11 protein-coding genes are annotated in these 14,889 nt (G+C 60.1%); 9 read left to right on the top strand and 2 right to left on the bottom strand.

Annotated elements, in window-relative coordinates:
* Positions 1 to 57 precede the first annotated feature (57 nt).
* Entirely contained in the window at positions 58 to 1,548 is a 1,491-nt protein-coding gene (locus ACLH0I_RS12620; RefSeq protein WP_265533871.1) for an aldehyde dehydrogenase family protein, read from the bottom strand.
* 477 nt (positions 1,549 to 2,025) lie between these two features.
* Here ACLH0I_RS12620 and peaA point away from each other — a divergent pair, with 477 nt between their 5' ends.
* The 5 genes from peaA to ACLH0I_RS12645 all read left to right on the top strand — a co-directional run bounded on the left by peaA (position 2,026) and on the right by ACLH0I_RS12645 (position 8,360).
* Positions 2,026 to 3,606, top strand: a complete 1,581-nt coding sequence (peaA, locus tag ACLH0I_RS12625; RefSeq protein WP_068934530.1) for a quinohemoprotein amine dehydrogenase subunit alpha — start codon at positions 2,026 to 2,028, stop codon at positions 3,604 to 3,606.
* A gap of 82 nt (positions 3,607 to 3,688) precedes the next feature.
* The gene (gene peaB / locus ACLH0I_RS12630; protein WP_068934532.1) at positions 3,689 to 5,119 is read left to right on the top strand and encodes a quinohemoprotein amine dehydrogenase maturation protein; all 1,431 of its coding nucleotides are present in this window, start codon (positions 3,689 to 3,691) and stop codon (positions 5,117 to 5,119) included.
* A gap of 1 nt (position 5,120) precedes the next feature.
* Complete coding sequence (gene qhpC, locus ACLH0I_RS12635) at positions 5,121 to 5,444, top strand: quinohemoprotein amine dehydrogenase subunit gamma (protein WP_033061173.1); 324 nt, start codon at positions 5,121 to 5,123, stop codon at positions 5,442 to 5,444.
* Between the two features lie 24 nt (positions 5,445 to 5,468).
* Positions 5,469 to 6,587 carry a quinohemoprotein amine dehydrogenase subunit beta gene (peaD, locus tag ACLH0I_RS12640; RefSeq protein ID WP_068934534.1) on the top strand — a complete coding sequence of 373 codons (1,119 nt, stop codon included), beginning with the start codon at positions 5,469 to 5,471 and terminating at the stop codon, positions 6,585 to 6,587.
* Positions 6,588 to 6,671: 84 nt separating this feature from the next.
* Positions 6,672 to 8,360: an AMP-binding protein gene (locus ACLH0I_RS12645; protein ID WP_068934536.1), complete on the top strand. Its 1,689-nt coding sequence runs from the start codon at positions 6,672 to 6,674 to the stop codon at positions 8,358 to 8,360.
* 447 nt (positions 8,361 to 8,807) lie between these two features.
* Here ACLH0I_RS12645 and ACLH0I_RS12650 read toward each other — a convergent pair whose 3' ends face one another.
* Positions 8,808 to 9,551 (bottom strand): GntR family transcriptional regulator, encoded by a 744-nt coding sequence (locus ACLH0I_RS12650; protein WP_411387233.1) that lies wholly within the window; start codon positions 9,549 to 9,551, stop codon positions 8,808 to 8,810.
* Between the two features lie 134 nt (positions 9,552 to 9,685).
* Between ACLH0I_RS12650 and ACLH0I_RS12655 the strand changes: the two genes are divergently transcribed.
* The 4 genes from ACLH0I_RS12655 to ACLH0I_RS12670 are packed head-to-tail and all read left to right on the top strand — an operon-like array spanning position 9,686 to position 14,735.
* The gene (locus ACLH0I_RS12655) at positions 9,686 to 10,519 is read left to right on the top strand and encodes an ABC transporter ATP-binding protein (protein WP_411387234.1); all 834 of its coding nucleotides are present in this window, start codon (positions 9,686 to 9,688) and stop codon (positions 10,517 to 10,519) included.
* On the top strand, positions 10,516 to 11,517 hold the full coding sequence (locus tag ACLH0I_RS12660; protein ID WP_411387235.1) for an ABC transporter substrate-binding protein: 1,002 nt from the start codon (positions 10,516 to 10,518) through the stop codon (positions 11,515 to 11,517). The genes ACLH0I_RS12655 and ACLH0I_RS12660 overlap by 4 nt, the downstream gene beginning before the upstream one ends.
* A gap of 7 nt (positions 11,518 to 11,524) precedes the next feature.
* Positions 11,525 to 12,274 carry an ABC transporter permease gene (locus tag ACLH0I_RS12665; RefSeq protein ID WP_411387236.1) on the top strand — a complete coding sequence of 250 codons (750 nt, stop codon included), beginning with the start codon at positions 11,525 to 11,527 and terminating at the stop codon, positions 12,272 to 12,274.
* A 52-nt stretch (positions 12,275 to 12,326) separates the two neighbouring features.
* A complete protein-coding gene (locus ACLH0I_RS12670; protein ID WP_411387237.1) occupies positions 12,327 to 14,735 on the top strand; it encodes a hypothetical protein in 2,409 nt (802 codons plus the stop codon).
* Positions 14,736 to 14,889 lie beyond the last annotated feature (154 nt).

A 14,889-nucleotide genomic window follows, 5' to 3' on the forward strand; every position in this document is an offset into this window, starting at 1 on the left:
ACAATTCCAATGTGGGAGCGAGCTTGCTCGCGATAGCGGTCTAAAGAACGCCGCCAATCACAACTTGATCAACACCGACTTCAACTCGGTGTAATGCTCGATCGCCGCATACCCCATCTCACGCCCGACCCCCGACATCTTGTAGCCCCCAAACGGCAACGCCGGGTCCAGGGCGCTGTGGCAGTTGACCCACACCGAACCTGACTTGATGCGCGGAATCATCCGGTGCACCGCCGCCAGATCATTCGACCAGATGCTCGCCCCAAGGCCATAAGGGCTGTCATTGGCCATGCGCAACGCATCGGCCTCGTCGTCGAACGGAATCGCCACCAGCACCGGGCCGAAAATTTCCTCTTGTACCAGCGAATGCCGTTGATCGACGTCGACAATCACCGTGGGTTTGACGAAGAACCCCGGCCCGAATGATTCACCGCCGCAGGCGATGGTCGCGCCGCTTTCCCGACCTTTTTCGATGTAGCCATAAACCCGCTCCTGTTGACGGGCGGAAATCAGCGGGCCCATTTCGACACTGGGGTCCAGGCCATTACCGAGCTTCATTGCATTGGCGATGTCGGCGATATCCGCCACCACATTGTCGAAATGCTTGCGCTGCACATACAGCCGGGAGCCGGCGCAGCAAACCTGGCCCTGATTGAAGAAGATCGCACTGGCGGCACCCGCGGCAGCGGTCTTCAGGTCGGCATCGGCCATGACGATGGTCGGTGATTTGCCGCCCAATTCCAGGGTGACACGGGTCATGGATTCCATGGCGATCTTGCCGATCTGCTTGCCTACGGCGGTGGAGCCGGTGAACGTCAGCTTGTCCACCAATGGATTGTGAGTCAGGGCGGAGCCCGCCGTGATACCAGTGCCGGTGACCACGTTGAACACACCCTCGGGATAACCGGCTTCCAGCACCAGCTCAGCGAGTTTCAGCGCGGTCAGCGGCGTTTCGTCGGCGGGTTTGAGCACGACGGTGCAACCGGTGGCCAGGGCCGGACCGAGTTTCCAGCAAGCCAGCAGCAGCGGAAAGTTCCAGGCGACGATGGCCCCGACCACGCCCACCGCTTCGCGGCGAATGAAACTGTGGAATTGATCGTTGGGCATCAGCGGCAGCGACACGTCAACGCTGGAGCCTTCGATCTTGGTTGCCCAACCGGCCATGTAGCGCAGGAAGTCGATGGACAGTTGCACGTCCATCACTTGAGCCACCGCCGCGCTCTTGCCGTTGTTCAGGCATTCGAGTTGCGCCAGCAGTTCTGCGTCGCGCTGCATCAGGTCGGCGAGTTTCCACAACAGGTTCTGCCGCTCCCTAGGGCGGGTGCGCGTCCAGGCGGAGTCGTCGAAAGCCTGGCGGGCGGCGAGTACTGCGCGGTCGACATCGTCGGGGGTGGACCTTGGCACCAAGCACAGCACTTCGCCGGTGGCCGGATTGTGCAGGGGCATGGTCTGGCCGTCGGCGGCCTCGACCCAGTCGCCGCCGATGAGCATGCGTGGGGCGCGTTGGACGAAGGCCGAGGTGGCGGGGAGCAGATAAGGCAGCGGCATGATGAGACCTCTTGTTGTGCTGAGAAACGTGGACTTCTCCAAGTTGGCAATGGCTGTGCCAAGTACCAGGAACGGGTGGATGGGCCTTTGTTGACGGGGGTTCTAGCGATGAAACGGGACGGTTGGCACCCAGGTTTTGTCGCAAATCGCGACAACGCATGAGACGACGAGCGGATCCCGTTGTACGCCAACGTCATCGCTGGACAAGAAGTGTTTCAGCCGAGGACATCTATGCTTGTCTCAGAGTGCAACAGCTGTCGCGATATTAGACGCAGGCGGTCTTGTTCTGACGCGTTGCAAAGCCAAAATAACAATGTAACTAATTGATTAATAAGATAGTCGTTAAGCTGGCACGCTCCGTGTATTGCTCATCACAGACGTTTCTCTTGCCTCCGTCAGCGGGCTGTCGCCGACGGCAGAAACCATAAAAACGATAAGCCACAAAAATAAGAAAGCACCGTGCGAGGTTCGACGTTGATGAAGAGAAAACTCCGATCAGGCCTGAGCGTCAGTCTGCTGGCCGTGGCGGCCTGTGTGGCGCTGCATTCGCCTTACAGCCTGGCAGCTCGCGAGGCCCAGACCATCCTCAAGGAAACCTGTCAGGGCTGCCACACCCCCGAAGCCGATAACGCCCTGAGCCGTATCAGCCACCAGCGCAAGACGCCGGAAGGCTGGCTGATGAGCATTGCCCGGATGCAGGTCATGCACGGGTTGCAGATCAGCGATGACGATCGTCGAATCCTGGTCAAATACCTGGCCGACACCCAGGGCCTGGCGCCGAGCGAGACGGACGGTGTGCGTTATGCGCTGGAACGACGGCTCAATACCGTCGAGAAATTCGACGACCAGACCAGCCAGATGTGCGGCCGTTGCCACTCCGGTGCGCGGGTTGCGCTGCAGCGCCGACCAGCCCAGGAATGGGAGCGCCTGGTGAACTTCCACCTCGGCCAGTGGCCGTCCCTCGAGTACCAGGCCCTGTCCCGCGACCGCGACTGGTTCGATCTGGCCCGCAAAGAGATGGTGCCGCTGCTGGCCAAGCGTTATCCGCTGGACAACTCGGCCTGGAAAGCATGGCAGGGCAGCGCGCCGAAAGCCGAGGCGCTGGTCGGCGACTGGAGCTTCAGCGGGCACCTGCCGGGTAAAGGCGAACTGGCTGGCGTCATGAGCGTGACTGCCGACGGCAGCGACACGTTCAAGGTCAGCGTCAAAGGTCAGTACGCCGATGGCACCCTGTTCAACGGCGATGGCAGTGCGATTGTCTACACCGGCTACGAATGGCGCGGCAACGTGTCCATCGATGGCGTGACCATGCGCCAGGTATTCGCCGCCCAGGGCAACGCCATGCAGGGTCGGATGTTCGAGGCCGAGCACGACGAGCGAGGGCTGGACTTCGTCGCCGCCAAGCAGGGTTCCAATCGTTTGCTGGCGGTGCAGCCGGGTTATCTGAAGGCGGGCAGAGAAACCGAAGTCACCCTGGTCGGCAGCGGTCTCACTGGCAAACCTGACTTTGGCAAAGGCGTGGAAGTGGTCCAAGTGCTGGAGCAAACGCCCGAGCGCATAAGGGTCAAACTCAAGGCGGCTGCCAATGCGCAACCGGGCCTGCGCAACGTCACGGTCGGCACGCTGAAAGGCCCGACGCTGTCGGTCTACAGCAGGATCGCTGAAGTCAAAGTCGTGCCCGAATTCTCGGTGGCGCGGATCGGCGAGGGCGGTGGCTCGACGCCGAAAGTCCAGGGCCGTTTCGATGCTGAAGCCTGGGGCAAGGGCGCTGACGGCAAGCCCTATCGCATCGGCGTGTTCCCTGCGCAATGGTCGGTCGAGGCTTTTGATGACCGCGCCAAAGAGGATGAAGACGTCAAGTTTGCCGGCACCATGCAGGCCGATACCGGCGTGTTTACCCCAGGCGATGCCGGGCCGAACCCGCAACGCAAGATGTCCACCAACAATGCCGGCAATCTCAAGGTGATCGCCGCCGTCGACGACGCAGGGAGGTCCCTGACCGGCGAAGGCCACATGATCGTCACCGTGCAACGCTGGAACAATCCACCCATTCCATAAGTTGGCTGTTTTTTAGCGGTTCCAGACACTTTTCGGGATGACCGCAGACCTCGTGAATCGGGGCTTGCACAGGAGGTTTGCAATGGGCGCTATTTTGAATCTGGTCGAACGCAATTTGCACGAAGTGCATGTCGACGCCGACCGCATGCTGTTCCACATCCCTAGCAGCTCGCTGTTCGCCAGCGATGAGCTGACGGGCACCATCATCGACACCTTGCGCGGTCCCGGCTGTTCATCGGACGACCTGATCCAACGCTTGGCCGCACGCTTCAACGGAGAAGAAATCACCGAAACCCTGCGTGAGCTGATCTCCCTGGAACTGGTCAGCGACGGCTCACCACTGACCCCGGACATCGGTACCAAACGCGTCGAGCGCACCGCGATCAATACCGTGGTGCTCAACGTCAACACGGGCTGCAATCTGAGCTGTACCTACTGCTACAAAGAGGACCTCGACAAGCCCTCGGCCGGCAAGAAGATGGACGTTGAAACAGCGGTCGCTTCGGTAGAAATGCTGCTGCGCGAATCCCCGGATGAAGAGCGTTTCACGGTGGTGTTCTTCGGGGGAGAGCCGCTGAGCAATCGCAAGCTGATCGAGTACATGGTCGATTATTGTGAAAAGCGTTTTGCCGAAGCGGGCAAGTTCGTCGAATTCGTCATGACCACCAACGCCACGCTGCTCACCGAAGACACCGTGGACTACCTCAACGCCCACCGCTTCGGGCTCTCGGTCAGTATCGACGGGCCGAAAACCGTGCACGACCGCAACCGGATCACCGTGGGCGGGCAGGGCACGTATGACGTGGTGCGGCGCAAGGCCCAGATGCTGCTGTCGCGCTACAACAGCCGCCCGGTCGGCGCGCGGGTAACCCTGACCACTGGCGTCACCGACGTCGAAACGATCTGGGATCACTTGTTCAACGAACTGGGCTTCGCGGAGGTCGGTTTTGCTCCGGTGACGTCCGGCGATATCAGTAGCTTCAACCTGTCCAGCGACGAGCTGATCGAAGTGTTCGCCAACATGAAGAAGCTCGGTCGGCGTTATCTGGAAGCGGCGCTGGAACACCGCAACATCGGTTTTTCCAACCTGCACCAGTTGATCACCGATATCCATGAAGGCCACAAAAAGGCTTTGCCTTGCGGGGCGGGCCTGAAGATGCTGGCGGTGGATCACAAGGGCGAATTGAACCTGTGCCACCGCTTTACCGGTTCGAGCCTGCCGACGTTCGGCAACGTTCACAGCGGGGTGAAACAGGTCGAGTTGAACGATTTCCTGTCCCAGCGCCTGGACCGTACCAACACCGGTTGCGAAGACTGCCAGATCCGCAATCTCTGCTCTGGCGGCTGCTACCACGAGAGCTACGCCCGATACGGCGACCCGACCCATCCGACTTATCACTACTGCGAACTGATGCGTGACTGGGTCGACTTCGGCATCGAGGTCTACACCCGGATCATGGCTCACAACCCTGCGTTTATCAGCAGCTACATCACTCCGCGCAAGGCTCACTGATATGAAACATCTCAAGGCAATCAACAACAAAGCCCAGAAGCTCGATCAGGCCGCGGCCGAAAACCGTATCGAAGAAGTGGTGGCGATGAGCTCCGTCGCCGGCTGTGCCTCGACCACTGATCCAGGTTGGGAAATCGACGCGTTTGGCGGCGTGTCGTCGCTGTGCCAGCCAATGGAAGCCGACCTGTATGGCTGCTCCGACCCATGCTGGTGGCCGGCCCAGGTGCCGGACATGATGAGCACCTACCCGGACTGGAACAAGGATGCCCAGGCGTCCAACGACAACTGGCGCAACCTCGGCACTGTCTTTCCGAAAGACAAGTGACCGGACATGAAGAAGGAATCCAGCATGCAATGCATCAAAGCCTGCGGCTTGGCCGCGTTCGGTGTCCTGGGCGTTATATCGCTCAGTGTTTTGGCCGATGAAAACACCGCGCTCCAAAGCGGTCACGAATACATGGTGACCACCAATTATCCGAACAACCTGCACGTGATCGACCTGGCCACCGACAGCTTGTTCAAGACCTGCAAAATGCCCGACGCCTTCGGTCCTGGCACCGTGCAGCTGTCGCCGGATCGCAAGACCGCCTACGTGCTGAACAACCACTACGCGGATGTCTACGGCGTTGAGCTGGACAGCTGCAAGCAGGTCTTCCACGCCAGCATTACCCAGAAACCGGGTGAGAAAGCGAAGTCGATGTTCGCCTTTACCCTCAGCCATGACGGCAAGGAACTGTTCACCATCGCCAATCCGACGTTGATGCTCAACGATCGTTACGAGGTGCAGCAACCTCGGCTTGATGTGTACGCCACCGATGCCGGCATGGACGCCAAACCCATTCGTAGTTTCCCGGCGCCCCGGCAGCTGACCATCATGCAAAGCGGCGACGATGGCACGTTGTATGTGGCGGGAGCGGATGTCTACAAGGTCAACGTGAACACTGGCAAGTTCGACGTGCTGATTCCCAGTCGCCATTGGAAACGTGCCAATTACAGCGCACCGGATGTGCTCTACGTGTGGAACCAGCAGACCTACCGTCATGATTTTTCGCTGCTCTACACCGCAGCGAAATTCAAGGACAAGAAGCAGGACCCGGCGACCGCCGAGTACCTCTATGGGCTGTTCAGCATCGACCTGAAAACCGGCAAGACCGAAACCACCGACTTCGGCCCCCTGACGGAAATCTACTTCAGTGGCATGCGTTCGCCCAGAGACCCGAACCTGATGTTCGGCGTGCTCAACCGGCTGGCCAAGTACGACATCAAGCAGAAAAAACTGCTTCAGGCCGCTACGCTGGATCATTCCTACTACTGCATTTCGTTCAACAAGGCCGGCAGCAAGATTTATCTGGCGGGTACCTTCAACGACGTAGCGGTGTTCGATGCCGACAGTTTGAAGCAGATCGGCAACATCAAATTGCCCGGCGGTGACATGGCGATTACCACGGCGCAAATATTCACGCGTTAAAAACAAAGAGGACAAGTCATTCAACAAGGGCACCTGCGGGGTAAACCCCCCGGCCCACACCTGGATCGTACAGAGAGAATCGATATGAGTGTTCCCAGTTACACCAGTGGACCGCAAACCACACCCTTGCTGGCGATGACCATCGGCGCAGCGTTCGATCGAGCGGTGGAACGGTTCACCGATGGCGAAGCGTTGGTCGTACGGCATCAAGGGCTGCGCTATACCTGGGCACAGTTGGCCGCGGAGGTGGATCGTTGCGCCCGAGGGTTGCTCGCGCTGGGCCTCAAGGCCGGTGAACGGATAGGCATCTGGTCGCCGAACTGCGCGCAATGGTGCATCACCCAGTTCGCAACCGCCAAGGTGGGGGCGGTGCTGGTGAACATCAACCCGGCCTACCGTCTGACCGAGCTTGAGTACACGCTCAAGCAATCGGGGTGTCGCTGGCTGATTTGTGCCGACTCGTTCAAGACTTCCAACTACCACGCGATGCTTCACGATCTGCTGCCCGAACTCCACCGCTGCGCTATCGGCGTACTGGAAAGCGGCCGGTTGCCTGAATTGCGGGGCGTGATCAGCCTCGGCGACACGCCGGCTGACGGCATGTTGTCATGGGAGGGCCTGTTGGACCTGGCGGAACAAGTGCCTGCGGAACAACTACGGCAATGCGGTGAGCAACTGCAGTTCGACGACCCCGTCAACATCCAGTACACCTCGGGTACCACTGGATTTCCCAAAGGTGCCACCCTCAGTCACTACAATATCCTGAATAACGGTTTCATGGTCGGTGAAAGCCTGAAGCTCAGCGAGCACGACAGGTTAGTGATACCGGTGCCGCTGTATCACTGCTTCGGCATGGTCATGGGCAATCTGGGGTGTGTCACCCACGGAACGACAATGATCTACCCCAGCGCAGCCTTCGATCCGCTGGAGACCCTGCGGGCCGCCGCACAGGAGAAAGCGACCGGCATGTATGGCGTGCCGACGATGTTCATTGCCATGCTCGACCACCCGGAGCGCCAATTATTGGACTTGAGCCGTCTGCGAACGGGCATCATGGCCGGCTCCACCTGCCCGATCGAAGTCATGAAGCGAGTGATCGACGACCTGCACCTCAAGGAGATGCAGATCGCCTACGGCATGACCGAAACCAGCCCGGTCTCCACCCAGACCGGCCCGGACGACGATATCGAGCACCGGGTCACCCGTGTCGGCCGCACTCAGCCGCATCTGGAAAGCAAGATCGTCGATGAGCAAAACCGGATCGTTGCTCGCGGTCAGATCGGCGAACTGTGTACCCGAGGCTACAGCGTAATGCTCGGCTACTGGAACAACCCGCAAGCGACCGCGGAGGCCATCGACGACGCAGGCTGGATGCACACCGGTGACCTGGCAATCATGGATGAGGAGGGTTACCTGAGGATCATCGGGCGCAATAAGGACATGATTATTCGGGGCGGCGAGAATGTTTATCCGCGCGAAATCGAAGAGTTCTTCTTTACTCATCCTTCGGTAGCAGATGTGCAGGTCATCGGTGTGCCGGACAAAGCCTACGGAGAAGAGATTGTAGCTTGGGTCAGGTTGCATGAGGGGCACCAGGTCAGCGCCGACGAGTTGCGCGAGTATTGCAAAGGTCGGATCGCTCACTTCAAGACGCCGCGCCATTTCAAGTTCGTTAACGATTTTCCGATGACCGTCAGCGGCAAGGTGCAGAAATTCCGCATGCGTGAAATCAGCGTAGAGGAATTGGGATCACCGAAAAGCGACTTTTTATAGTCATTGGCAATTCGCCGCATGCAGCTTTAATCGCCAGGATCCGGTTGTGAGCGGCCATCGAGTCGGCTGCCAATGCGGACTTTGCCGCCCGATGGGCTATAGATCGAACAAAGTCGCATAGATTCGAGGCCACCCTCTTAGCCCTTGATGCACGTCAAAAACAAGTCCAGAATCAAGCCTTTCCTGCCCCGGCAAGAAAAGAAACCCCCTTAAATTTCAACGAGTCGGATGCCAGATACAAGTCTCGTTTCCCGCTCCAAGATTCAGAAAAAAGCCACTCAGATGAGTGGCTTTTTTTTGTGCCTGAATTTTATATGCAGAGGCGCGAATTCGTTGGCCCCTCAAATGGTTCTGGCCGGTGGACGCACCTGATCAGGCTGGGTTTCCGATACAGCTAACACCTTCGGTAACGCGTGGGGGGCAACGCCCTGTGCGCTGTTCCGACGGCTACACACCTGAAGTGGTTTTGAAAACCCCACTGAGAATAAAGGCATAACGTTCCGGCCGAATGTAAAACGTCGTGCGGTCGCAACAGCGGCCATCGGCGAAATAGGATGTGCGCTCCATGACCAGTAGCGCCGCGCCGCGTTTGACGTGCAGCGCATTGGCCAGGCTTTTGTCAGCCTCCTGGGCGCGGATCGCCAAGTCAGCGCGGATAACCGCCAGGCCGGTGATTGATTCGAGGATGGAATAGATCGGCTGATGTTCGACTTCACTCCAGGCCACGTTGGCCAACTCCGCCGGTAAGTGACTGCGTCCCAGGGCAATGGGTTCGTCATCGACGAAGTGCAGGCGCTCCAGCAGCAGGCAGTCGTCTGCCACTTCAAACAAACCCCGCATGGCTTCCGGAACAGGCAACAGGGCATGGCTGAGCACCCGCATGCTCGGTTGCAGCCCTTGCAGCAACAACGCCTCATGAAAACTGCGCAACGCATCCAGGCCGTGGCGTACCTGTTTGGCGGCGACGAAGGTGCCTTTGCCTTGCTTGCGTTCCACCACGCCGTCGTCGCTGAGCTTGCCCACCGCCAGGCGAACCGTGACGCGGCTCACCCCGAACCGTTCGCCCAACTGCGCCTCGGACGGTAGTTTGCCGCTGGGTTCGAAATCGCCGCGCTGAATTTCCTCCAGCAGTTGATGGGCAATCTGTTCGTAAAGCGAGGTGCTGCTGTCGCGAAGAATGGAGGTGGACACTGTCAGCTTCCATGGCCTTGAGTGGGGCAGGGCGCCTTCACTTCTAAGGTTATAAAAATAGGTTATTGGGACTACTTGTATTAATACGTATTATGTCAGGTATTGCCATTGTAAACGACCTGACGACACTTGCCATGCTCAAAACCCTTCCGCAGCTGCAAGCCGATGCCCTGACAGTTGCTGATATCAGCTTCCGTTACCCCAATGGGCATGCGGTGTTTTCCTCGTTCAGCCTGAACGCCAAGCCTGGTGAATTCGTCGCGATTCTCGGGCCATCCGGCTGCGGGAAAACCACGCTGTTGAACTTGCTGTCGGGTTTCATGCAGCCACAGGCTGGGCAGATCACCATCAACCAGACAGCGGTGCGGCCGGAGCGTTCGGAGTTGGGTTACGTGTTCCAGGCGCCGCAATTGTTTCCTTGGTTGAGCGCGTTGGAAAACGTCCGCTTCGGCCTGCGGATGAGCGCCCGCACCGACGCCTCGCAGCAGCGCGAACAGGCCTTGCAGTACCTGCGCCTGGTTGGTCTGGAGAGCGCGGCGCATCGGCTGCCGCACCAGCTTTCCGGTGGCATGCAACAGCGCGTCTCCCTGGCCCGGACCCTGGCCCTGGAACCCAGCGTGTTGCTGATGGACGAGCCGTTCGCCGCGCTCGATGCCATCAGCCGCAACAGCATGAACGAAGAGACCTTGCGCATCTGGGCCGAACTGGGCCAGACGGTGCTGTTCATCACCCACGACATTGACGAAGCGGTGTTCCTCGCCGATCGGGTCATTGTGCTCAACATCGCGCCGGGCGGTATTCACAGCGAGCTGGAGATCCAGCTGCCACGTCCGCGTACCAACCTGAAAACCCGCCGCCTGCCGGCGTTCCTCGATTACCGCAATGAGCTGATGACCCGCATCGCCAAGGTGATGAACGCGGGAGACGCCACGGTTTACCCCACCCCTCGACTTGAGCTGACAGCATGATCAAACGTTCGCTGCTTGCCCTTACCTTGTCCGCCGCTACGTTGGCGGGCAGCGCATTTGCCGTGGCCGGCGAGGCGAAACCCTTGCGCGTGGGCTATGTTTTCGCCATGGCCAACGCCCCGGCGCTGATCGCCGACAAACAGGGTTACTACCGTGACGAGGGCTTGAATGTCGACCTCAAGGCGTTGGGCGATGGCCCGGTGATCCAGCAGGCGCTGGCCGCCGGTGAGCTGGACGTGGCTTATGTCGGCACGCCACCGGTGTACCAGTGGTTTTCCCGCGGGCTGCAAAGCCGGATCCTGGCGAAGGTCAATTACGGTCAGGCCGCGGTGATTGTCGACGCCAAGAGTCCGATCATCCAGCTGGAAGCGCTCAAGGGGAAAAAGCTCGCCGGGGTCAAGAAGGGCAGTGGCATGGATGTGCTGCTGCGCGGTTACGTCCTGAAGGAAAAGGCCGGGCTCGATCCTGACAAGGAGCTGGACATCATCGACATGCCGCCGGGCAACATGAACGCCGCCCTGGAACGCGGCATTGTCGATGCGGCATTTTCCTGGGAACCCTTCGTCAGCCAATCGGTGCTGCGCGGTTCGAGCCGGATCCTGCTGGACGTCAACCAGGCGCTGCCCAAGTACCCATGGTACGTGGTGATTGCCTTGCCAAAAACCTTGCAGGAGCGCCCGGACGATGTGGTGAAGCTGCTACGTGCCCACCGCAAGGCGATCGCCTTCCTCAATGAGCACCCCGTCGAATCGAACCGGCTCATCGCCGAGGCTTTCAAGCTGGAAGCGGTGCAGGGCATTGACGGCAAGACCATCACGCCGGAGGCCATCGTCGCCCAAGCGCGGACTCGGCTGGGCTGGTCGGCGGACTTGCAGGCTTCGGACATCCAGTTCATCCAGCGCCTGATGAATTACTCCCATGACCTGGGTTTTATCGACACCACGCTCAAGACCGAACAGATCGTGGATACCTCCTACCTGGAAAAATCCGCGCACTGAGTCCGTCATGTCCTTGCCAAAACCGAATTGGGGATGGGCGTCGTTGCCATTCCTGTTGTTGATCTGGATCGCCCTGGCGAGCCGCTTTCCCACCTACATCCTGCCGCAGCCCTGGGACGTTGCCCGCGAGGCGCTGCGCTGGTTGGGGGATCGTTCGCTGTGGCAGCACCTGCAAGCCAGCGTGCTGGAAGAGCTGGGTGGTTTTTGCGCGGCGGTAATCGTGGCCGTCTTGCTGGGCACGGCCGCGGGCCTGTCCTCGCGCTTTCGCGATTTCATCTCGCCGCTCAACAGCCTGTTCATGGCCATCCCGCCGATTGCCTGGGCGCCGCTGATCATGATTATTTTCGGCCTGGGTTATGTCTCCATCGTGCTGGTGATTTTCATTGCCGCGATGTTCCCCATGGCGGTGACGATCCAGGAGGGCGTGCAAAGCATCCGCGGCGGTGAAGTCCGTGCGGCGCGAACCTTGGGCGCTAACGCCGGGCAACTGTTGGCCCATGTTTATTTGCCGGCCTCGTTGCCGTTCGTGACCGCCGCCTTGCGCATCGGCTTCAGCCAAGGTTGGCGGGCGCTGGTCGCGGCGGAAATGATCGGTGCATCGCAAGGCATCGGCTGGATGGTCGCCACCGGCGGACAGATCGGCAACAGCAGCCAGGTGCTGCTGGGCATCGTCGTGATCGGCCTGATCGCCTGGCTCATGGAGAGCTTCGTGTTCCGGCGCATCGAGCTTCACTACCAGAAATGGCGCATGCAATAAGCATCGTCCTACGTATTCGAACCCTTTAGTGGACCACTGCACGAGGTGTCATGTGAGTAACGTTTTCGATCCCCGCGAAGCCGGGCATTACATCGCCCCGCAAGGCCTGTACGAGCGCAACAAGAAACGTCCGTTCCTGGGCAGCGTCCACTGCGACCGTGACACGCTGGTCGCCGGGCAGTGGGATGAAATCACCCTGGTCTACGAGGTCGGTGGCAGCGGCCTGGCCGACGGTGCGTGGCTTAAGCTGGCCTTCAAGTTCTATTCCGACTGGGCGTTGTTCCAGACCTCGAACCCGGCCGGTCCCAACTATGTCAGCGCCGAATACCAGGCCGGTGAGTTGGTTCCCGGCCAGAGCCAGGCCACGGTGCAGCACTTGAAAGTGCGCTTCGATCAGAAGGGCCACGAACGGCCGTTCCAGAAAGCGATCATCATCGACATCATCGACGGCTATTTGAACCCGGGCGACAAAGTCATCATCCGCCTGGGTGATCGACGCCAGGGCGGGGCGGGGACACGGGTGCAGAGTTTCGTCGAGAAGGACTTCCGTTTTCGCCTGTTCATCGACCCGTTGGGCAGCTCGAAATTTGCCGAGGTGCCGGGCGACCCCTTGCTGGACATCGTGCCGGGGCCGGCGCAGCGCGTGCAGTTGATCGTGCCGCGATTGGTCAGCGCCGGCGAGGCGTTCGATGTCCTGTTGCGGGTGGACGATGCGTGGGGCAACACCTGCCGAAATTTGCCGCTCAACGGTGTCTTGACCCTGGTTGACCCGGAGGGCGGCGAGCGTCAACAGCCGTTCACGCTGGCCTGCGAAGGTTGGGCGACGGCCCGTATCGAGGCGCTTGATCTCGGCGTCGTGGGTGAGTGGCGTCTGTCCGCCGAGGTGGCGGCACCTTTTGTCGACGGCGCCCAGGCCTTCGTCACTGTCGACCCGGCCGGTACGGCGTTGCGCCCGCTCTACGCCGACCTGCATGTGCACTCCGATGACACGGTGGGCACCAACGACACCCTGTACAACCTCAGCTACGGCCGCGATGTCGCCGGGCTCGATGTACTCGGCTACACCGCCAATGACTTCAATATCACCGAGCAACGTTGGGACCAGGCGGTCAAGCTGATCCATGAACTCAATGAGCCGGGCCGATTCGTGTGTTATCCCGGCACCGAATGGTGCGGTAACTCCTGTGCCGGGGGCGACCGCAACGTCGTCTTCCTGCATGACCGCAAACCCGAATTCCCTTTCGACAATCAGGGCCGGCTGGTGCGCTCCTTCGAATGGAACGAGTTCACTGCCGGCACCATCAAACCGGGCGCCTGGCCGGTTGACGAGTTGTACGCTGCCTATGCCAAGGATCCCGAAGGCCACCTGATGATGCCCCACGTCGGCGGACGCCGTTGCAACCTTGATTGGCACCACCCTGAGCTCGAACGGCTGATCGAGGTCGGCTCGGCCTGGGGCCAGTTCCATTGGGTCTACGCCGAAGCGTTGCAGCGCGGCTATCGGGTCGGCGCCGCCGCGAACAGTGATGAACATCAGGGGCGCTGCGGTGGCGGCGTTCCGGCCACGGCGGTGTTCGGCTCCCGTGGCGGGCTGACCGGCGTGGTCGCCGAGGCTTTCGACCGCGCCAGCGTCGGCAAGGCCTTGCGCGCCCGCCGCACCTTCGCCACGACCGGCGAGCGTTCGTTTGCCAGCCTGCGTCAGGGCAAGCATTTCATGGGTGAAGTCTTCACTGCCGATTCGAATGCCTCCCTGGATTATCGACTGCTGGGGGAGGCGGGTTGGGAACAGGTCGATCTGTTCGATGGCGACCAATTGATCTGGTCGCGCAACCTGCACCAGGAACTGGGTTTCTGCGCGCATCGCATTCGTTTGCGTCTCGGAGGGGCACGGATCAAGGATCGTTATCGCGGCGCCTACTGGACCGGCGAGATCCGCATCACCGGCGCAGTCATCAACGGCTTTCGCGCCCTGGGCCTCGATCATCCCGAGCAGACCGTATGGCGCAAGGACGCAACAGTCCTGGCGTTTCGCACCGACACCAACGGCGACACCGACAGCATCGAAATCGACCTGTCGCAACTGGCCGGCGCCACGCTGCAGATCCATAGCCGTATCGACAACTACATCAAGGTTGGTGACCCGTCCGAACCGCAACCTTACGTACACGCGCCGATGGTGGTCATGGAACTCTCCGGCGAACAACTGCTGGCGCAATCGCAAGTGGTCGAAATTTTGCCCGGCGCGGAGTTGAAAATGTCCCTGGAACGGATGACCGCTGCGCCGTTGCCCCGTGAGTTGCAGGGCAACATTGAGCTGGCGCGGTTGGGGCTTGAAGCAGGGCGAGAACACCCGTTGTTCATCTGCGCCCGGCAGCGCGACCAGTCACGGGTCTGGACGTCCGCGCTGTTTCTTGAGGTGGAGTTGCCAGTACATGCGCAATTGGACCGGAGTACCCATTAGCTAGAGGTTAAAAAGTGGTTGATGTGCGCTGCGGATTGAAACCGCAGGTGTTGGCGGTAGCAGCATTTGTTGAATCTTGATTGGTTTCATTCATCGTTCCTATGCATCGGGCATTGCTCTTAGCGATGCAAATGGCAGCTATCGACCCAAGCGG

The sequence above is a fragment of the Pseudomonas sp. MPB03 genome (genome assembly GCF_046605385.1).
GTDB lineage: Bacteria > Pseudomonadota > Gammaproteobacteria > Pseudomonadales > Pseudomonadaceae > Aquipseudomonas > Aquipseudomonas zanjanensis.